The organism is Pseudodesulfovibrio sp. 7M6 (genome assembly GCF_050058625.1).
Lineage (GTDB): Bacteria > Desulfobacterota > Desulfovibrionia > Desulfovibrionales > Desulfovibrionaceae > Pseudodesulfovibrio > Pseudodesulfovibrio salinus.
In genome coordinates, this window is the sequence record NZ_CP188816.1 from 1,075,331 (window position 1) to 1,094,011 (window position 18,681).

Genomic DNA, 18,681 nt, shown 5'->3' on the forward strand with positions numbered 1-18,681 from the left:
CTTGAATTATTCTTTGCTGGGTAAAAGGTTGAGCATGTTGTACCACGCGGCTTCCAAAAGCCGGGACGCCGCGTTGTCCCCGTATTCATTGACGACCCTTCCCTCGACCATCGCCTCGGTCACCGCATTGTCATGCGGAAAGTGGCAGACTACCGTATAGCCTCGTTCACGGCAATAGGCCTCGATGGCTTCGGTCTGGTCGGGATTCAGGTCGAATTTATTGATGAACACCGTAACCTTGGTGCGAAATCGGTCGCAGAGTTCGGCCACCCGTTGCAGGTCGTGCAGGCCGGACGGAGTTGGCTCGGTGACGATTAACGCCAGGTCGGTTCCGGCCAGCGAACTGATGACCGGACAACCAATGCCGGGTGCTCCGTCGCTCAGGACGATGTCGTACCCTTCGGTATCGGCAATCTCCCGCGCCCGTTGTTTGAGCAGCGTGACCAGTCGGCCGGAGTTTTCCTCGCCCGGAAAGAGCTGGGCGTGGATCATGGGGCCGAACCTGGTATCGGATTCATACCAGTGGCCGCAATGGCGTACCGGAAACTCTATGGCTTCGGCTGGGCAGAGCGCGACGCATACCTTGCAGCCTTCGCAGTGCATGGGGTCGATATGGAAGACGTCGCCTTCCTGTTTCACGGCCTCAAACCGGCACAGTTCCTCGCACCGTCCGCATCCCGTGCATTTTTCAGGGTCGATTTTCGCTTCGTTGCCGGAGCGGAATTCCTCGGTGTGGTTGACCGTGGGATTCAGCAACAGGTGCAGGTCCGGCGCGTCCACGTCGAGATCACAGAGGATGGCGTTATCGGCCAGATTGGCCAGGGCTCCGGTCACGGACGTCTTGCCCGCACCGCCCTTGCCGCTGATGACGACCACTTCACGCATGTTTCGCCTCCTTGGCCGCTTTGGTCATGCGGTCCTTGAGCGTGGCGAAGGTTTCCCCAAGCGAAGCCACGGCCATGCCCGGCACCTCGCCGCGCGAGTAGGCCTCGGCCACGGCGCGGTCGAACGGAATTTCCGCCCAGATCGGGATATTCTTTTCCGCACAGAATTTCTGGACCTTGTCGTGGCCCACTCCGGCCCGGTTGATGACCGCTCCCATGGGTTTGCCCATGGGGGAGAACGCCTCCCAGGCAAGCTTGAAGTCGTGCAGGCCAAACGGCGTTGGTTCGGTGACCAGGACGATGCAGTCCGAGTGCATTACCGCGCTGACGGCCGGGCAACTCACGCCCGGAGGCGCGTCGATGAGCACGTCGTTTTGCCGCATGGTGTCCGGCATCCGCTGCATGACCTGGCGCATGAGCGGCGGGCTCATGGCCTCGCCTATGCGCAGCCGTCCCATCAGGAAGTCGGCGTTGTCCGCCTTGCCGGTCAGGATCTCGCCCAGCTCCCGTTTGCCGGGAGTGAGCGCGCCTTCGGGGCAGACCTCCAGGCAGCCGCCGCAGCCGTGGCACATCTCGGGAAACGTGAGCAGAATGTCACCCATGACCGAGATGGCCTTGAACTGGCAGATTTCCGAGCAGGCGCGGCATCGGGTGCACTTGTCCTCGTCCGCCTCCGGAACTTCGATGTAAGCCGGTTCGCTTACGAGTCCCTCGGGCTTGAGGAAGAGGTGCAGGTTCGGCTCTTCCACATCCAGGTCCACGGCGGTGACCGGACCGCCCCAGAGGGCGGCCAATGATGCGGTCACCGTCGTCTTCCCCGTGCCGCCCTTGCCGCTGGCAATGGCGTAGATCACTTGTTGGCTCCGCTTTCGGCGTTGGGCGCATCGGCCACTACGGCCTCGCCGTTTTTGAACTTTTCCACGGCCTCGCCAACGGTCATACCGTCCACGTCCTGGACGACCTTAAGTCCCGCTGCCGAGAGGGCGGCAAAGGCCTTGGGGCCGACATAGCCGCTGAGGACAACCTGCGCACCGGCGCCGGCCACGTTTTCTGCGGCCTGGATGCCCGCGCCCTGTGCCCGGACCTGCGAGGAACCGTTGTCGAGATACGAAGTTTCCATGGTTTCCAGGTCCACGATGACAAAACCGGCTGCCCGGCCGAAGCGCGGGTCTACCTGGTCGTTGAGGGTGGGACCTTCACTGGTTACGGCTATTTTGGTCACGGTTGCTCCCGTATTGAGGTTTGAGTTGGTATTCTGCACGGTCCGGGTGCGTTGACGATTGCCTTGTCCGCCTTGCATGCCCGCCGATACGGGACCTCCGGCCTGACCGCACGGACCCATGCCGCGCCCCTGGCCGCCCTGGCCCCGGCCGCCGGTTGCGCAACCGCCGCCCTGGCCTCGTCCCATTCCGGTTCCACGTCCCATGCCGCGTCCGCCACCGCGTCCTCCGCCACGTCCCCCACCCAGGGGACCCGTTCCGTCCATGTTAGGCATTGTCGCCTCTCCTTTGTCTGAAGGTTGACGTTTGGGACAGCTGCCATCCAGGCAGTGATATTCACCGCCTTCGATCTCGATGGCCCAGCCATTGGTCAGCGCCGTGGCCACGCCTTTGCGCGCCTCGGCCAGAATCCGGCTCAGGGTGGGGCGGGAGACACCCATAAGATCGGCCGCCTCCTGCTGCATCATCCCCTCGCTATCAACCAGCCGTAGCGCCTCGAACCCCTCGATGGAGATCGACTGGCGTTCCAGCGCTTTCATGGGGATTCCCTGCGGCTTGAAGAATACCGCGTCGGGAAGGCCCCGGACCAGTCGTCGAATCTTTCTGCGTCCCAAACCGTTCTCCTTAAAACTTTTGTGAACCTATGTTCAAAACCAATCTAAGCCCGTCTTTGGGGAAGTCAAGCAGTAAAGTGAACGTATGTTCAAAAAAAATCTGAGGCGCGATCGGGCCGGGGATTTTGTTTGCCCACAGGGTATATTCGGTATATGGAAGGTGCTGACCCGCAGCAGCGGGGTGTTCAACCTATGAAGAGGATTGAGTTTTGAGCTTCGAGTTACTGGAAAGATTCCGCGACCCCGACCTTTGCCGCAAGCTGCTTGACCGGCTGCGCGGCGAGTTGGACGGGGAGCTTCGGTTCATGGAGGTGTGCGGAACGCACACGGTGGCGATTTTCCAGAGCGGCCTGCGCTCGCTGCTGCCCGAGCAGGTGGTGCACCTGTCAGGACCGGGATGCCCGGTCTGCGTAACGCACGAGTCCGAGGTCAATGCCTTTCTGGACCTTGCCGGGCGTGACGGCGTGATTATGGCCACCTTTGGGGATTTGATGCGCGTGCCGGGCCATGGCAGGCGTAATCTCAAGAAGGCTCAGGCGGACGGTGCACGGATCAAGGTGGTCTACTCGCCGTTTGATACCCTCAAGCTGGCCAGGGAAAATCCCAACGATCTGGTCGTCTTCATCGGCGTCGGGTTCGAAACCACGGCTCCGACCATTGCCGGAACCATGAAAATGGCGCGGGAGCAGGGCATTACCAACCTGCGCGTGCTCTGTTTTCACAAAACGGTACCCACGGCCCTGGATGTGCTTTCGGGAGATGCCCAGACGCGCATCGACGCTTTTCTCCTGCCGGGTCATGTCTCGGCGGTCATTGGCCTGTCCCCATATAATTTCATAGCGGAGAAGTATCACAAATCCGCAATTGTCACCGGGTTTGAACCGCTGGATATCCTTCAGTCCCTGCTCCAGATGGTGCAGTGGCGCAAGCAGGGCGAGGCGCGCGTGGTCAACAATTACACCCGGATAGTCAATGACAAGGGTAATCCGCGCGCCCTGGAGATCATGTATGAAGTGTTCGCCCCCTGCGATGCGTTGTGGCGGGGTATCGGACTTATTCCCGGTTCCGGGCTGGAGATTCGGCCAGAGTGGGAGGAGTTCGACGCCAAGAAGCAGTTCGGCATCGAGATCAAGGACGGTCCGGCGCTGCCGGGCTGCAAGTGCGGTGAAATTCTCAAGGGCATCAAGCAGCCTGACCAGTGCCCCCTGTTCGGCAAGGCGTGCACCCCGGCCAACCCGGTCGGCCCGTGCATGGTTTCCACCGAGGGCAGCTGTGCTGCATACTACAAATACAAGCTGGATTAGACATGTCTGACAAGGTGTTACTCGACTACGGCAGCGGCGGGCGCGCTTCCCAGCGCCTCATCTCCGATCTCTTCCTGACCCACCTGGGCAACGACGAACTCAACCGGCTCAACGACGCGGCCGTGCTGAACCTTTCCGGGAAAATCGCCATGTCCACGGACTCCTTTACCGTGGACCCGATTTTCTTTCCCGGCGGCAACATCGGCTCGCTGGCCGTGCACGGCACGGTCAACGATGTGGCCATGATGGGCGCAGTTCCCAGATATCTGACCTGCGGCTACATCATCGAGGAAGGTTTTCCCATGGACGATCTGGAGAAGATCGTGGCCTCCATGGGCGAGGCGGTGCGCCACGCCGGAGTCAATGTTGTCTCCGGCGATACCAAAGTGGTGCCCAAGGGCGCTGTGGACAAGATTTTCATCAACACCACTGGCATCGGCGAGATCATCGCCGACCCGACTCCGGCAGGGGACCGTGCCCGGCCGGGCGACGCCGTGCTGGTTTCCGGCACCATCGGCGATCACGGCTTGACCATCCTCGGCACCCGCGAGGGACTGGACTTCGAGGCCAAGGTGGAGTCCGACTCCGCCGCCCTGAACCACCTGCTGGTGCGGCTGGTGCGCGAACTGCCGGATGTGCACGTCCTGCGCGACCCCACCCGGGGCGGTCTGGCCACTACGCTTAATGAGATCACGGCCAGTTCCAATGTCTGCTGCGAACTGACGGAAACCGCTCTGCCGATCCGGGCGGAGGTGAAGGGCGGCTGCTCCATCCTCGGCCTGGACCCGCTGTATCTGGCCAATGAGGGCAAGTTCCTGTGCATCGTGCCCGGCGAGGATGCGGACAAGGCGCTGGAGATCATGCGCGCCGATCCGCTGGGCAAGGATGCCTGCCGCATAGGCACCATTACCGATGCCAACCCCGGCAAGGTTGTGCTGGTTACCCAACTGGGCGGTAAGCGGCTGCTCGGAATGCTGGAAGGCGAGCAGTTGCCGCGAATCTGCTAGCTTTTAGTTCTCGAAATACATGAAAAAGGGAGTGCGTTGCAACGCACTCCCTTTTTCATTGGAATCAATGGACAGGCGGATGTTATGCCCGCATCTTCCTGGTCAATTCCTTGATCGTCTTGATTTGGGCGGACAGCCCGGTCACCTCTTGTCGGGAGGCGCCCATGGCTTTGGCCGTCTCGCCGGATATCTGGTTGATGGAGTCCACGCTGCGGTTGATCTCCTCACTGGCTGCGGCCTGTTCTTCCGCACTGGCGGCAATGGATTGGACCTGGTTGGTCGCGTCATTGACCAGATCCACGATTTGCCGCAGGGAGTTTCCCGAGGCCTCTGCCAATTCGGTAACCTGCGTAATGGATTTTGCCGAACTGACGGTGTTGTTGAGGTTTTTCTGGGCGCTTTCCTGAATGTCGATGACGGCTTTGGTTACATCGCTGGTGGCGGCCATGGTCTTTTCCGCCAGTTTGCGGACTTCATCGGTCACAACGGCGAATCCCCGCCCAGCCTCGCCCGCTCTGGCGGCTTCGATGGCCGCATTCAGGGCGAGCAGGTTGGTCTGGTCGGCAATATCGTTGACGGCCGAGGCCAGCGCCTGAGCCATGGATTCGGTCGCTACCGCGATTTTATCCTTTTGGCCTTGTAACATCAGCTCCTGGGCCTCTCCTACTTCAACGTCCGACAGGCGGTAGGAAAAGAATGTGCTGCACCCGATGATCGCGACGATGGATGCCAGGGACAGCGAAAACATGATTAAAAGTTTAGTCCGCATGGAAAGATTGCCCACGCTTGGTCTCTTAGACGTTATTGGGGGGGGAGGGGCTTGCACCTATTCCTTAAATGCCTTTGTTTGCAGTTCTGGCCAGGCGGGACGATCATGTCGGGCAGTAAGGCACGGGAACCCATGCTCAGTAAAATAATTGTTGGAAATACCTGCTCATCAAGAGGTGATAATAGTAATCAGATCTCAGCAAGCGGCGCGGGAAATGTACTGGATTCTCTCGTTTATCAAACAAAGAGAGCAAGGCAGGAAGATCGGTGAGAAAGAGGGGGCTGGCTGGAAGTCAGGAAAAAGACCGCCCTTTGCAGGGCGGTCTTGGTGTTCAACGTATTGAGGCTCAATAACCTTTTGAATTTCGCTTGCGCTCTTCTATGAGAGCCGCGGCGCGTTGGGCGAGGTAGGTGATTTCCGGTTTGGAAATCTGGTCGTCCGCACCCACGGTTTCGCCACGGTGGCGGAGCTTGTCCGTAATCAGCGAGGAGAAGAGGATGACCGGAATATCGCGCAGGACAGGGTCTTCCTTGATGCGGCGGGTCAGATGGTGCCCGTCCATCATCGGCATTTCAATGTCGGAGACGATAACCTGGACAAAGTCCGTGATGGGACGTCCTTCATCCGCAGCGCTTTTCTTGATCTCCTGAAGCCGGTTCCAGCATTCGCGTCCATTGTTGGTCTTTTCCACGCGGAAGCCGGCCTGGCCGAGCATGTCGCGAATCATCTCACGGATAAGCGGAGAATCGTCGGCAATGAGGGCGCGGTACCGTTCCTCGGTGCTGAATTCGGCGTTTTCATCGAGTTTGAGGCGCATATCCGGATTGAGCTCGGAAACGATGCGCTCAAGGTCGAGGATGAAGACAATGCGGTTGTCGAATTTGACCACGCCCGTGATGGAGTCGCTGGAGAGCGCCGAGACGTATTTGTTCGGGGCTTCAACATCCTCCCAGCTGATGCGGTGGATGCGGGTGACGCCCGAAACCATGAAGGCGGACGTGACCTGGTTGAATTCCGTGACGATGATCTTGGGCGGCTCGTTCTCAACACGCTTTTTTTTCAGCCAGACCGAGAGATCGAGCAGCGGAATGATTCGGGAGCGGAGGTTGAAGGCACCCAGCACCGCAGGGTGGGATACTTCCGGCATTTCCGTGATTTCCGGCATGCGGATGATCTCCAGCACCTTGGCGACGTTGACGCCGTAAAAACCCTTTCGGCTCGGACGGTGTACCTTCTTGCCTGTTTCGGTATGGGAATCGACTTTGATGTCTTCCTGATTTACCTCGGTATCGTCACTGGCCTTGGGTTCCTCTTCGAGATAGAATTCGACGATTTCCAGTTCGTTGGTTCCTGCCTCAAGCAGAATATCGCTGGTTTCCACGGACATGAAAGCACCGTTTCCTTATTCAGAAGTGCGCAAAAATTAAACCGTTGCACAAAGTGATGTAACCGCTATTTGCAAAGGTCGTCAACATCCGGCTCGCTTGTCGGCTCTGCCGGTTCCAGTCCTGCGATGACCGAAGCCGCTTCCTCCAGTTCATTCCAGTCCCGGCATTGCAGCAGGGAGGCGCGCAGAGCGCGGATGCCCTTGAGCCCCTTGGCATACCGGGGAATGATGGAGCGGATTTTGCGGAAAGAACGGATATCACCTTCATATTCTCTGGTCAGTCGAATGTGTTCGCGGACGATTCCGGCAAGGAATTCACCGTCCCTGGGCACCAGCGGTTCGCCCTTACGCAGGGCGATGAATCGAGCGAACACTGAAGGGTCGAAGAGGGCTCCCCGCGCAAACATGATGGCGTCGATGCCTGTCTCTTCCAGGCAACGGCAGGCGTCCTCGGCGGTGAAGAGATCGCCGGAGCCGATGACGGGCACGGACACGGCCTGTTTCAGTTCGGCAAGTTTGGCCCAGTTGGCCTGGCCGGAAAACATCTGCTTGCCGTAGCGGGGATGCAATGTCACCCAGTCAACGCCGATATCCTCCAGCCTGCGGCCGAGATCGAGGAACACTTCCTCGCCTTTCTCGAATCCGAGCCGGAATTTGACGCCGACCCGGCCGCCGTCAGGATGCTCGGCAGCCTTCCTTACCATAATGGATGCAATGCGAACGAGCTTGTCGAGGTCCTGCATGAGCTGGACGCCGCTGCCGGACTTGAGCACCTTGCGGACCGGACAGCCGGAGTTGAGATCGAAGTTGCGGTACCCCATGCCGACCAGTTTTTCCATGACAGGTTCGAAGTACTGTTCCTCTGAGCCGAAAAGCTGGAGGACCATCGGATCGTCATCCGGGCATGTGGCTATGAGCCGTCGGGTTCCCTGATTCTTGAAGGCCATGCCTTTGTTGCTGACCATCTCCGAACAGCGCACCGCGCAGCCGTATTTTTTTGCAAGCATACGGAAAGGGAGGTCGGAATATCCGGCAAGCGGGGCAAGCCACGGTCCGTCGGGCGTAATGGTGAAATCGCTCATGGGGTGGCATGTATAAGGATATAGAAGAGGAGTCAAAGGGAAAGGGTGGGGGGGGGGCTGTGGCATTTGTGCCTGGAGGTTGGTTCAAGAACTATATAATAAGAAGGCCTCTTGAACACGTTTCGCTATAACCGGGGGAAACTGTTGGCTGCCTGTATGCTGGCGTTGCTCCCTCTAATGCAGGGATACCCCGCGCTCATTTTGGTGGCCATGGCATCCTCGGACGAAGACTATGCGGTGGTGACGGTGGAAATCCCATGCAGCGCCGATACGGTGTTTGCTTGCGCCATAAAGCTTTCCGCCGATGGAAAGGAGATAGCGACGGGAGATCCGTATGAAGTGGAGAAAGTGGACAATGCCGCTCGTTTCATGCGGGTGACTGGAATTGAACCTCGTGCCTATTGACCAGGGGGGTCTGCCAGCTCATTATGATCGGGCGGAGTCCGGGGGATCTTGAAACGCAGAAGCACCGAGGGTTTGCTGCCGTGGAGCGCCTGTGCGACGACCTTGGTGTGCTAACTGTGTAGTGGAAAACCATTCGAAGGGCGCCCCGGGCCGCAGGGCGTATATTGTGAAGATGGTGAGTATGTGGGGCCCTGACTGGCCTGATAGCAACAGAATCATGGGTCCTGACGTTTTTTTTGAAAAAAGGGACTTGAAAGGGTTGACAAAAACAAGGGTTACGCCTTAAACCAGCGCGTCCTTGAGCGGATGGGTGTGTTTCGAAACTGCCTCCCCAAGACAAATTCCTCTTGCTTTTTGACATACTGGCGTATATAGACTTCGTTCCCGACGAGCTGGCGTAGCTCAATTGGTAGAGCAGCTGATTTGTAATCAGCCGGTTGCGGGTTCAAGTCCCATCGCCAGCTCCATAGGAAAAAAAATGGTGGGGTTCCCGAGTGGCCAAAGGGAACAGACTGTAAATCTGTCGGCATTCGCCTTCGGAGGTTCAAATCCTCCCCCCACCACCATTTTACCGCGCTGTAGGAGGTGGCCCCAAGAGGGCTGCTGGTGACTACGGACAGTGAGCGGGAATAGCTCAATTGGCTAGAGCATCAGCCTTCCAAGCTGAGGGTTGCGAGTTCGAGTCTCGTTTCCCGCTCCAACTCTGGCCGCATCTGTCACCCATCTCCTATAGATACATATAGCGGGCTTATGCCCGCAGAGGCTGGCGCTCCATACTGCGCCTTATGTCGGCTCAAGTTCGGTACCGGGTCCCCCAGGGCTCGTGCCGTAGAATAGTATTTAGGACGCAAACTACCAACTTTTAGTAAGGGGATCCAAAATGGGTAAAGCTAAATTCGAACGTAGCAAGCCGCATGTCAACATTGGTACCATTGGTCACATCGACCATGGTAAAACCACGCTGACCGCCGCCATCACCAAGCTGGCCGCCATGGCCGGTAACGGTGAGTACATCGCCTTCGACGAGATCGACAAGGCTCCTGAAGAGAAAGAGCGCGGCATCACCATCGCCACCGCTCACGTCGAGTACGAGACCGACAAGCGCCACTACGCTCACGTCGACTGCCCCGGCCACGCCGACTACATCAAGAACATGATCACTGGTGCCGCTCAGATGGATGGCGCCATCCTGGTCTGCGCCGCCACTGACGGTCCCATGCCTCAGACTCGTGAGCACATCCTGCTCGCCCGTCAGGTCGGCGTGCCCGCCATGGTCGTCTTCATGAACAAGTGCGACATGGTCGACGACGAAGAGCTTCTTGAGCTGGTCGAAATGGAAATCCGCGAGCTGCTCGACAAGTACGAGTTCCCCGGCGACGACATTCCGGTCATCCGCGGTTCCGCTCTGAAGGCCCTGGAGTGCGAGTCCGTCGACGACGAAGCCGCCAAGCCCATCTTCGAGCTGCTGGCCGCTTGTGACTCCTACATCCCCGAGCCGGAGCGCGACATCGACATGCCGTTCCTGATGCCCGTTGAGGATGTCTTCTCCATCTCCGGCCGTGGTACCGTTATCACCGGTCGTGTCGAGCGCGGCATCATCACCGTCGGTAACGAGATCGAGATCGTCGGTATCCGCGACACCATGAAGACCACCGTCACCGGTGTTGAAATGTTCCGCAAGCTGCTCGACCAGGGCCAGGCTGGTGACAACGTCGGCCTTCTGATCCGCGGCGTGAAGCGTGAGGAAGTGGAACGCGGCCAGGTTGCTGCCAAGCCCGGTTCCATCACCCCCCACACCAAGTTCAAGGGCGAAGTCTACGTCCTGTCCAAGGACGAAGGTGGACGTCACACCCCGTTCTTCTCCGGCTACCGTCCGCAGTTCTACTTCCGGACCACGGATATCACCGGTGTCGTCACCCTGGCTGAGGGTGTCGAGATGGTTATGCCCGGCGACAACGCCACTTTCAATGTTGAGCTGATTGCTCCGATCGCCATGGAAATCGGCCTCCGCTTCGCTATCCGCGAAGGCGGCCGTACCGTTGGCGCCGGTGTTGTCACCGAGATCACGGAGTAACAAATGCGCGTCAATATTCAGCTGCAGTGCACCGAGTGCAAGCGTAAGAACTACGCTACGCAGAAGAACAAAAGGAACACTACCGGACGTCTCGAAGTGCAGAAGTATTGTCCTTGGGACAAGAAGCACACGCTGCACAAGGAATCCAAGTAGGTTCACATAGTGCAGGGGCATAGTTCCAACGGCTAGAACGCCGGTCTCCAAAACCGGATGCTGGGGGTTCGAATCCCTCTGCCCCTGCCAACTACGACTTGAGATAGCGGATTAAGCGGGGTCCTGCCCACAGGGCGGGACCCCGCACCCCGCTCAATAATTTGGGAAACGAGAGTTATGGCCAAAAAGAAAGGCAAGAGCGCCGCTGAGAAGCAGGCCGCACAGACGTCCTCAAATGGTCTCGTCGCCAAGGTTAAGGAATTCGTCGATTTCTTCGAAGAGTCCAAGGTCGAGATCAAAAAGGTCGTTTGGCCGACCCGCAAGGAAACCATCACCACGTGTGTGGCCGTGCTGGTCGTCAGCCTGGTCATAGCCCTGTACCTGGGCATTGTTGATCTCGCGCTCTCCAAGATCGTCGAGGCAATTCTGTCCTAAGTCCCACGCTCTTCGAGCAAAGGCTGGATCGCAAAATGGATGTAACGCTGGAAAACACTTCCCCCACTGCACGCTGGTATATTGTTCATACCTATTCAGGGTTTGAGCAGCGAGTGGAGCAGACCATCAACGAGATGATGCGGACGGGTCAGGACAAGGGCCTCATTGAAGAGGTCGTCATGCCTACCGAGAAGGTCGTCGAGATGGTGAAGGGCGAGCGCAAGACCTCGACCCGGAAGTTCTATCCCGGCTACATCATGGTCAAGATGATCCTTACCGACGACTCCTGGCATCTGATCCAGTCCATCCCGCGTGTCACCGGGTTTGTTGGCGGTAAAAACCGCCCGACCCCGATGCGGGATAGCGAGGCGCAGAACATCCTCAGTATGATGGAGAGCCGCCAGGAAAAACCGCGTCCCAAGTTCAACTTCGACCGTGGCGACGATGTCCGGGTCATTGACGGACCGTTCAGCGGCTTCAACGGCGTTGTGGAAGAAGTCAACTACGACAAGGGAAAGCTCAAGGTCTCCGTCTCGATTTTCGGTCGGCAGACCCCCGTGGAGCTGGATTTTGTCCAGGTGGACAAAGGCTAGCCCCAATATACTCGCTAACAGCGAATTTTCTCATCGAGGAATACAATGGCCAAGAAAGAATTAGGAAAGATAAAACTGCAGATCCCCGCAGGGAGCGCCAACCCGTCTCCGCCGGTTGGTCCGGCTCTGGGTCAGCATGGCGTGAATATCATGGAGTTCTGCAAGGCGTTCAACGCCAAGACGCAGGACCAGAAGGGGCTTATCATCCCCGTCGTGATCACGGTCTACGCCGACCGTTCCTTCGACTTCGTCACCAAGACCCCGCCTGCCGCCGTTTTGTTGCTGAAGGCCGCCAAGATCGAAAAGGGATCCGGCGAGCCTAACAAGACGAAGGTCGGCAAGGTCACCCGTGCCCAGATCAAGGAGATCGCCGAACTTAAGATGGCGGATCTGAACGCCAACGACATCGAAAATGCCATGTTGCAGATTGAGGGCACTGCCCGCAGCATGGGTCTTGATGTCAAGGGCTAGTGAGGAAATAGACAATGCCTAAGCATGGAAAAAAATATCGCAACGCCCTCGGCGATCGTGATGTCGTGTTGCGCCTCCCCGTTGAGGAAGGCGTGAAGGTCGCAATCGAAGGCTCTTACGCCAAGTTCGACGAGACCGTCGACGTAGCCATCAATCTCGGTGTCGATCCCAAGTACTCCGACCAGATGGTGCGCGGTGCCGTCAGCCTGCCCAACGGGCTTGGCAAGGACGTTCGCGTAGCCGTGTTCTGCAAGCCTGAGAAGGAAGCAGAGGCCAAGGCCGCCGGAGCCGAATTCGCCGGTAGCGACGATCTGGTCGAGAAGATTCAGTCCGGTTGGCTGGAGTTCGACAAGGCTGTCGCCACCCCGGACATGATGGCTGTGGTCGGCAAGATCGGCCGCGTGCTCGGTCCCCGTGGCCTGATGCCTAACGCCAAGACCGGCACCGTGACCATGGATGTGGCCACCGCCGTGTCCGAGCTCAAGGCCGGTAAGGTCGAGTTCAAGGTCGACAAGGCCGGTATCGTTCACGCCCCCATCGGCAAGGTCTCCTTCGGTGCCGAGAAGCTGTGTGAGAACCTCAAGACCCTGCTTTCCAAGGTCCTGAGCCTCAAGCCTTCTTCCGCCAAGGGTACCTACATGAAGGGTGTGGCCGTTGCCACCACCATGGGACCTGGCGTAAAGATCGATCCCCTGACCGTCCGCAAGTTTCTGGACGTCTAACAACTGAATGCCGGACGCCTCACCCGTGGGGCGTCCTGTAGATAACGCACGGGAAGTTGAGTCAGAGAAGGCAGGTGGGGCCGTGTTCCCTTAATACCCTGCTCAGACAACGCTTTGACCTGCTTTCCGGGCCTAAGACGAGGAGTGGTAGATGAACAGGCAAGAGAAAGCCCAGATCATCGAGCAGCTGCACGAAAAGGCTGCGCGGGCAAGTATCGCCGTCGTCACCGACTTCAAGGGACTGTCTGTGGAGGAAATTACTGTCCTCCGCTCCAAGTTCTTTGAATGCGGTGTAGACTACCAAGTCGTCAAGAACACCCTGGCCCGGTTGGCTCTCAAGGACACCGAACACGGTGACCTGAGCGAACACTTCAAAGAGAACTGCGCCGTTGCGCTGGGCTACGAAGATCCCGTTGCCCTGGCAAAGGCCCTCGACGAATACGGAAAGACGAACAAGAAGTTCAATATCCGTTTTGGTTCTCTGGAAGGGAAGTTTCTTGACAGCGACGGCGTAAAAGAACTCGCCAAGATGCCCAGCAAGCCTGAGCTTCTGAGTTCCGTGCTCGGCACCATGCAGGCCGTGCCCCGCAATTTCGTGTGTCTGTTCGCAAACATCGAACGCAAACTTCTGTACGCCCTGACTGCGATCAAGGACCAGAAGGAAGCTGCGTAAACACAGGTTCAAAGCGAATCATTTTTAAGGAGAAATCACCATGGCTGATATCACCAAAGAGCAAGTTGTCGAGTTCATCGGCAACATGACCGTCCTGGAACTGTCCGAATTCATTAAGGAACTCGAGGACACCTTCGGTGTCGAGGCTGCTGCTCCCGCTGCTGCCATTGTCGCTGCTCCCGCCGCTGCCGGTGCTGCCGATGAGGCCGAGGAGAAGACCGAGTTCGACGTCGTCCTGACTGCCGCCGGTGGCAACAAGATTGCCGTGATCAAGGCTGTCCGCGCCATCACCGGCCTGGGCCTGAAGGAAGCCAAGGCTCTGGTTGACGAGGCTCCCAAGACCGTCAAGGAAGGCGTTTCCAAGGACGAGGCTGACGACGCTGCCAAGCAGCTGCAGGAAGCCGGCGCCGAAGTTGAAGTTAAGTAACTTCAACTCTCTAAGCTAATCATGGCAAAGAGCGCTCGCCCTCTAATAAGGGCGTTGCGCTCTTTGCTCTGTATGTATATATACTGGATAAACCGCTTCAAAATCTGGGTTTAAGCATAAAGACGGCATTGCCGTTCGCTCCTCGCAACAACATGCGCCCGGTTTTTTCCCGGCCATGGCTTAGCCCCCGTTTTTAGGCGCCTGTATCCACGACAGGCGTCGAGGCCGAAAGAGGGCAGGGAGTATTCGCTCCCCGGGCCCCAACCATCAACCGCTCATGCATGAGGGTACAATGGGTCGACTCAGAAAAACATTCGGTAGTATCGTCAACACCCTTCCCATCCCGCACCTGCTGGAACTCCAAACCGGTTCCTACAAGCGCTTTCTCCAGGAGGACGTTCCTCCTGCCAGCAGAGGCGACATTGGGCTGGAAGGCGTGTTTCGTTCCGTGTTTCCCATTGAAGATTTCAACAAGACCGCTAGCCTTGATTTCGTCAGTTATGAAATTGGTGATCCCAAATACGACGTCGATGAGTGCATCTCGAAGGGCCTGACCTACGAGACACCCATTCGTATTACTGTCCGTCTCGTAGTTTTCGACGTGGATGAAGAAACGGACAACCGCACCATTCGTGACATCAAGGAACAGGACATATACTTCGGGACCATCCCGCTGATGACAGAGAAGGGCACCTTCGTCATCAACGGCACCGAGCGTGTCATCGTTAACCAGTTGCAGCGCTCGCCCGGCATCATCTTCGAACATGATTCCGGCAAGTCCCACTCCAGCCGCAAGGTGCTTTATTCCTGCCGCATCATCCCGATGCGCGGGTCTTGGCTGGACTTTGACTTTGACCACAAGGACATCCTCTACGTGCGCATTGACCGCCGCAGAAAGATGCCCGCCACCATCCTGCTGAAGGCCATGGGCCTTTCCCGCACCGATATTCTCGAGTACTACTACGATATCGAGAAGTACAACCTGCTCAAGACCAAGGTGCAGCGGCATGTGGTCGAAAACCAGTACCGCAAGGAAACCGCCTTCGTCGACCTCAAGGTGGAAGACAAGGTTATCACCGAGAAGGGTGCCGCCATTACCAAGGGCGCCTGGAAAAAGCTGATCCGAGGCGAGGTTAAGACCATTGAGGTCGATCCCGTTTCCCTGATCGGCCAGTATCTAGCTGCCGACCTGGTTGATGGCAACGGTGAGGTTCTTGCCGAAGCCGCCGAAGAATTGACCGCCGATCTGCTGGAGCGCATCCGTGAAGCCGGCATCAAGGAATTGAACGTGCTGCACACCCGCGGCATGGACGTTTCCTCCGCCCTTCGCGATACGTTGCTGCTGGACAAGACCACCGATGTCGAATCCGCCCAGATCGAGATCTACCGCCGGTTGCGGCCCAGTTCGCCGCCCACCCCGGAGATTGCCGCCAACTTCTTCGAGAACCTGTTCCGGTCTGCCGACTACTACGACCTGTCGAGCGTTGGCCGCTACAAGCTGAATTCCCGTCTGGCTCAGAACGAGGATCTTTCCCTCCGTACCCTGACCAATGAGGACATTCTGCTTGCGGTCAAGGAACTGATGCGACTCAAGGATACCCATGGTCCGGCCGATGATATCGACCACCTGGGCAACCGTCGTGTCCGTCCCGTGGGCGAGCTGGTCGAGAACCAGTACCGCATCGGTCTCGTCCGCATGGAGCGTGCCATCAAGGAGCGCATGTCGCTTCAGGAAGTGGCCACCCTCATGCCCCATGACCTGATCAACCCCAAACCGGTTGCCGCTGTGCTCAAGGAGTTCTTTGGAACTTCCCAGCTCAGCCAGTTCATGGACCAGACCAACCCGCTTTCCGAGGTCACCCACAAGCGCCGCCTGTCCGCTCTCGGACCCGGCGGTTTGACCCGCGAGCGTGCGGGCTTTGAAGTGCGCGATGTACATACATCCCACTACGGCCGCATTTGCCCCATTGAAACGCCTGAAGGACCGAACATCGGTCTGATCGTCTCGCTGACCACTTACGCCAAGGTCAACGACTACGGGTTCATCGAGACCCCGTACCGTAAGGTTGTCGACAAGAAGATTACCGACGAAATCACCTACTTTGACGCCTCTCGCGAGGCTGGTGAGGTCGTAGCCCAGGCCAATGCGCCGCTGGATGAAAACGGTGTGTTCGTCAACCAGCGTGTCAACGGCCGTATCAGTGGTGATGTCCAGCTGGTCCTCTCCGAAGAGGTGACCTGCATGGATATCAGCCCGAGCCAGACGGTTTCCATCTCGGCCGCGCTGATTCCGTTCCTGGAACACGATGACGCCAACCGCGCCCTGATGGGATCGAACATGATGCGTCAGGCCGTGCCGCTTCTCCAGGCCGAGCAGCCTCTTGTCGGTACCGGCATGGAAGGTCCCGTGGCCCGCGATTCCGGTGCTTGCGTGTTGGCGGAAGAGGATGGCTACGTCCACTATGTGGATGCGGAGCGCCTTGTCGTCAATTACGAGAACGGCATCTACCCCAATTCAGGCGGAACCAAGCATTACCAGCTCCAGAAATGGCATAAGTCCAACCAGAGCTCCTGTTTCGGCCAGCGCCCCAAGGTGCAGGTCGGCCAGCGGGTCAAGAAGGGCGATGTCCTGGCTGACGGTCCGGGTATCGACGAGGGCGAGCTCGCTCTCGGCAAGAACCTGCTCGTGGCCTTCATGCCCTGGTGCGGTTACAACTACGAAGACTCCATCCTCATCTCCGAGCGTATGGTCAAGGAAGACGTGTACACCTCGATCCACATCGAGGAATTCGAACTCGTCGCCCGCGATACCAAGCTTGGACCCGAGGAAGTGACCCGAGATATATCGAACGTCTCCGACGAGATGCTGCGCAACCTGGATGAATGCGGTATTATCCGCATCGGTGCGCGCATCAAGCCCGACGACATCATGGTCGGTAAGATTACGCCCAAGGGCGAAACCCAGCTGACCCCGGAAGAGAAGCTGCTGCGCGCCATTTTCGGCGACAAGGCACGCGACGTGAAGAATACGTCCCTCAAGGTACCGCCGGGAATTACCGGCACCATTGTCGACGTCAAAGTCTTCAACCGCCGCTCTTCCGACAAGGATGACCGCACCAAGGCCATTGAGGATGCCGAGCTGGCAGCCTTTGATGCCAAAGAGATGAGCCATATCGCCGCTCTGACCGATACTGTCCGTGACCGTATCTGGGCAGCGGTGGAAGGCCAGAAGATCAAGAAGGACATCGTCGGTAGCAAGAAAACCGTGCTGGGCAAGACCGGCGAGGTTGTCGAGCGTGCCGCTATCGATGGTGTGCCCGTGAAGAAACTGGTCGGCGTGTTCGACGACGAGGCCAACGATCAGATCAAAATGATCGTTGCCGACTACGAGCAGCAGATCCAGTTCATTAAGAATATATACGACGTCAAACGTGAAAAGGTGACCGAGGGCGACGATTTGCCTCCCGGAGTCATCAAGATGGTCAAGGTCTACGTCGCCGTTAAGCGTAAGCTTTCCGTGGGTGACAAGATGGCTGGCCGTCACGGTAACAAGGGTGTTGTCTCCTGCATTTTGCCGCAGGAAGACATGCCGTTCTTCGCGGACGGCACTCCCATGGATATCGTACTGAACCCGCTGGGCGTTCCTTCGCGAATGAACATCGGTCAGGTCATGGAAATCCACCTCGGTATGGCCGGGCGGAAGTTGGGCGAGCAGCTCTACGAGCAGCTGGAGTCCGGCATCGCCAACCTGCGCGAGAGGGCTAAGAAGGTACTCGGCACCAAGGAAATGGCCGAGGCCATCGATGCCATGTCCGACGAGGAATTCATCCAGTCGGTCAAGGATTCCCGCCGCGGTATCGTCGCCAAGACGCCCGTGTTTGACGGTGCTCAGGAAGAGGAAATCTGGAATTGGCTCGTTGAAGCCGAGTGCAGTGATGACGGTAAGTTCATCCTTTATGATGGACGAACCGGCGACCCCTTCCATAGCCGCGTCACCGTGGGCATCATGTACTACCTCAAGTTGCACCACCTTGTTGACGAGAAGATCCACGCCCGGTCCACCGGTCCGTACTCCCTCGTTACGCAGCAGCCTCTGGGCGGTAAGGCCCAGTTTGGTGGCCAGCGTCTGGGTGAAATGGAAGTCTGGGCCCTGGAGGCCTATGGCGCCGCCTATCTTCTGCAGGAGTTCCTCACCGTCAAGTCCGACGATGTGCAGGGCCGTGTGAAGATGTACGAGAAGATTGTGAAGGGCGACAACTTCCTGGAAGCCGGCCTGCCGGAGTCCTTCAACGTCCTGGTCAAGGAACTCATGTCGTTGGGTCTGGATGTGACCCTGCACTACGAGGACCGCAAGCGTTCCGCAGGGCAGGGGCCTGTTGCCCCCGCATTCCCCGGCGGACCCAAGCCGTTGGTCGACTAAGCGAGCTGCTGTACTACGATGATTGGCCCGGCCGGGCCCAA

At 58.1% G+C, this 18,681-nt stretch carries 18 protein-coding genes and 4 tRNA genes; 16 read left to right on the forward strand and 6 right to left on the reverse strand.

Annotated features, from left to right (window positions below; translation table 11 throughout):
- Window positions 1–6 precede the first annotated feature (6 nt).
- Genes ACI0FG_RS05030 through ACI0FG_RS05040 form a run of 3 tightly spaced genes read right to left on the reverse strand, consistent with a single transcriptional unit; the run spans window position 7 to window position 2,718 of the window.
- Window positions 7–885 (reverse strand): ATP-binding protein, encoded by an 879-nt coding sequence (locus ACI0FG_RS05030; RefSeq protein ID WP_419787463.1) that lies wholly within the window; start codon window positions 883–885, stop codon window positions 7–9.
- Window positions 878–1,738, reverse strand: coding sequence for an ATP-binding protein (locus ACI0FG_RS05035; RefSeq protein WP_419787464.1), 861 nt, complete (start codon window positions 1,736–1,738; stop codon window positions 878–880). Before ACI0FG_RS05035 ends, ACI0FG_RS05030 begins: the two co-directional genes overlap by 8 nt.
- Entirely contained in the window at window positions 1,735–2,718 is a 984-nt protein-coding gene (locus tag ACI0FG_RS05040; RefSeq protein WP_419787465.1) for a DUF134 domain-containing protein, read from the reverse strand. Before ACI0FG_RS05040 ends, ACI0FG_RS05035 begins: the two co-directional genes overlap by 4 nt.
- Before the next feature lie 209 nt (window positions 2,719–2,927).
- Here ACI0FG_RS05040 and hypD point away from each other — a divergent pair, with 209 nt between their 5' ends.
- Together hypD and hypE are read left to right on the forward strand one after the other, a co-directional pair.
- Window positions 2,928–4,022 (forward strand): hydrogenase formation protein HypD, encoded by a 1,095-nt coding sequence (gene hypD / locus ACI0FG_RS05045; RefSeq protein ID WP_419787466.1) that lies wholly within the window; start codon window positions 2,928–2,930, stop codon window positions 4,020–4,022.
- A gap of 2 nt (window positions 4,023–4,024) precedes the next feature.
- Entirely contained in the window at window positions 4,025–5,029 is a 1,005-nt protein-coding gene (gene hypE / locus ACI0FG_RS05050; protein ID WP_419787467.1) for a hydrogenase expression/formation protein HypE, read from the forward strand.
- A gap of 82 nt (window positions 5,030–5,111) precedes the next feature.
- On the opposite strand, the gene ACI0FG_RS05055 is transcribed toward hypE, so the two are convergent.
- The 3 genes from ACI0FG_RS05055 to ACI0FG_RS05065 all read right to left on the reverse strand — a co-directional run bounded on the left by ACI0FG_RS05055 (window position 5,112) and on the right by ACI0FG_RS05065 (window position 8,267).
- Window positions 5,112–5,777 carry a methyl-accepting chemotaxis protein gene (locus ACI0FG_RS05055; RefSeq protein ID WP_419787468.1) on the reverse strand — a complete coding sequence of 222 codons (666 nt, stop codon included), beginning with the start codon at window positions 5,775–5,777 and terminating at the stop codon, window positions 5,112–5,114.
- A gap of 367 nt (window positions 5,778–6,144) precedes the next feature.
- A complete protein-coding gene (locus ACI0FG_RS05060; protein ID WP_419787469.1) occupies window positions 6,145–7,185 on the reverse strand; it encodes a chemotaxis protein in 1,041 nt (346 codons plus the stop codon).
- Window positions 7,186–7,250: 65 nt separating this feature from the next.
- Entirely contained in the window at window positions 7,251–8,267 is a 1,017-nt protein-coding gene (locus ACI0FG_RS05065; RefSeq protein ID WP_419787470.1) for a tRNA dihydrouridine synthase, read from the reverse strand.
- 111 nt (window positions 8,268–8,378) lie between these two features.
- Here ACI0FG_RS05065 and ACI0FG_RS05070 point away from each other — a divergent pair, with 111 nt between their 5' ends.
- The 14 genes from ACI0FG_RS05070 (at window position 8,379) to rpoB (ending at window position 18,640) form a co-directional block, all read left to right on the forward strand.
- Window positions 8,379–8,672, forward strand: coding sequence for a hypothetical protein (locus ACI0FG_RS05070; RefSeq protein WP_419787471.1), 294 nt, complete (start codon window positions 8,379–8,381; stop codon window positions 8,670–8,672).
- 391 nt (window positions 8,673–9,063) lie between these two features.
- Window positions 9,064–9,139 (forward strand) — tRNA-Thr (locus tag ACI0FG_RS05075).
- A 13-nt stretch (window positions 9,140–9,152) separates the two neighbouring features.
- A tRNA-Tyr gene (locus ACI0FG_RS05080) sits at window positions 9,153–9,238 on the forward strand.
- Window positions 9,239–9,295: 57 nt separating this feature from the next.
- A tRNA-Gly gene (locus ACI0FG_RS05085) sits at window positions 9,296–9,372 on the forward strand.
- Between the two features lie 180 nt (window positions 9,373–9,552).
- Window positions 9,553–10,746, forward strand: coding sequence for an elongation factor Tu (gene tuf, locus ACI0FG_RS05090; RefSeq protein WP_419787472.1), 1,194 nt, complete (start codon window positions 9,553–9,555; stop codon window positions 10,744–10,746).
- 3 nt (window positions 10,747–10,749) lie between these two features.
- A complete protein-coding gene (rpmG, locus tag ACI0FG_RS05095) occupies window positions 10,750–10,899 on the forward strand; it encodes a 50S ribosomal protein L33 (protein ID WP_419787473.1) in 150 nt (49 codons plus the stop codon).
- A 13-nt stretch (window positions 10,900–10,912) separates the two neighbouring features.
- Window positions 10,913–10,989, forward strand: a tRNA-Trp gene (locus tag ACI0FG_RS05100).
- A gap of 87 nt (window positions 10,990–11,076) precedes the next feature.
- A complete protein-coding gene (gene secE, locus ACI0FG_RS05105; RefSeq protein WP_419787474.1) occupies window positions 11,077–11,334 on the forward strand; it encodes a preprotein translocase subunit SecE in 258 nt (85 codons plus the stop codon).
- A gap of 35 nt (window positions 11,335–11,369) precedes the next feature.
- The gene (nusG, locus tag ACI0FG_RS05110) at window positions 11,370–11,927 is read left to right on the forward strand and encodes a transcription termination/antitermination protein NusG (protein WP_419787475.1); all 558 of its coding nucleotides are present in this window, start codon (window positions 11,370–11,372) and stop codon (window positions 11,925–11,927) included.
- Window positions 11,928–11,972: 45 nt separating this feature from the next.
- Window positions 11,973–12,398 (forward strand): 50S ribosomal protein L11, encoded by a 426-nt coding sequence (gene rplK / locus ACI0FG_RS05115; protein ID WP_419787476.1) that lies wholly within the window; start codon window positions 11,973–11,975, stop codon window positions 12,396–12,398.
- Window positions 12,399–12,412: 14 nt separating this feature from the next.
- Complete coding sequence (gene rplA / locus ACI0FG_RS05120; protein ID WP_419787477.1) at window positions 12,413–13,120, forward strand: 50S ribosomal protein L1; 708 nt, start codon at window positions 12,413–12,415, stop codon at window positions 13,118–13,120.
- Between the two features lie 151 nt (window positions 13,121–13,271).
- Entirely contained in the window at window positions 13,272–13,793 is a 522-nt protein-coding gene (rplJ, locus tag ACI0FG_RS05125; RefSeq protein WP_419787478.1) for a 50S ribosomal protein L10, read from the forward strand.
- 40 nt (window positions 13,794–13,833) lie between these two features.
- The gene (gene rplL / locus ACI0FG_RS05130) at window positions 13,834–14,220 is read left to right on the forward strand and encodes a 50S ribosomal protein L7/L12 (protein ID WP_419787479.1); all 387 of its coding nucleotides are present in this window, start codon (window positions 13,834–13,836) and stop codon (window positions 14,218–14,220) included.
- Window positions 14,221–14,512: 292 nt separating this feature from the next.
- Window positions 14,513–18,640 carry a DNA-directed RNA polymerase subunit beta gene (rpoB, locus tag ACI0FG_RS05135; protein WP_419787480.1) on the forward strand — a complete coding sequence of 1,376 codons (4,128 nt, stop codon included), beginning with the start codon at window positions 14,513–14,515 and terminating at the stop codon, window positions 18,638–18,640.
- The last annotated feature ends 41 nt before the right edge of the window (window positions 18,641–18,681 follow it).

Excerpts from the sequence above, each read along its gene's own strand:
- ACI0FG_RS05030 (WP_419787463.1), bottom strand. The coding sequence starts at position 885 with ATGCGTGAAGTGGTCGTCATCAGCGGCAAGGGCGGTGCGGGCAAGACG.
- hypE (WP_419787467.1), top strand. The coding sequence starts at position 4,025 with ATGTCTGACAAGGTGTTACTCGACTACGGCAGCGGCGGGCGCGCTTCC.
- ACI0FG_RS05055 (WP_419787468.1), bottom strand. The coding sequence starts at position 5,777 with ATGTTTTCGCTGTCCCTGGCATCCATCGTCGCGATCATCGGGTGCAGC.
- ACI0FG_RS05060 (WP_419787469.1), bottom strand. The coding sequence starts at position 7,185 with ATGTCCGTGGAAACCAGCGATATTCTGCTTGAGGCAGGAACCAACGAA.
- ACI0FG_RS05065 (WP_419787470.1), bottom strand. The coding sequence starts at position 8,267 with ATGAGCGATTTCACCATTACGCCCGACGGACCGTGGCTTGCCCCGCTT.
- tuf (WP_419787472.1), top strand. The coding sequence starts at position 9,553 with ATGGGTAAAGCTAAATTCGAACGTAGCAAGCCGCATGTCAACATTGGT.
- rpmG (WP_419787473.1), top strand. The coding sequence starts at position 10,750 with ATGCGCGTCAATATTCAGCTGCAGTGCACCGAGTGCAAGCGTAAGAAC.
- secE (WP_419787474.1), top strand. The coding sequence starts at position 11,077 with ATGGCCAAAAAGAAAGGCAAGAGCGCCGCTGAGAAGCAGGCCGCACAG.
- nusG (WP_419787475.1), top strand. The coding sequence starts at position 11,370 with ATGGATGTAACGCTGGAAAACACTTCCCCCACTGCACGCTGGTATATT.
- rplK (WP_419787476.1), top strand. The coding sequence starts at position 11,973 with ATGGCCAAGAAAGAATTAGGAAAGATAAAACTGCAGATCCCCGCAGGG.
- rplA (WP_419787477.1), top strand. The coding sequence starts at position 12,413 with ATGCCTAAGCATGGAAAAAAATATCGCAACGCCCTCGGCGATCGTGAT.
- rplJ (WP_419787478.1), top strand. The coding sequence starts at position 13,272 with ATGAACAGGCAAGAGAAAGCCCAGATCATCGAGCAGCTGCACGAAAAG.
- rplL (WP_419787479.1), top strand. The coding sequence starts at position 13,834 with ATGGCTGATATCACCAAAGAGCAAGTTGTCGAGTTCATCGGCAACATG.
- rpoB (WP_419787480.1), top strand. The coding sequence starts at position 14,513 with ATGGGTCGACTCAGAAAAACATTCGGTAGTATCGTCAACACCCTTCCC.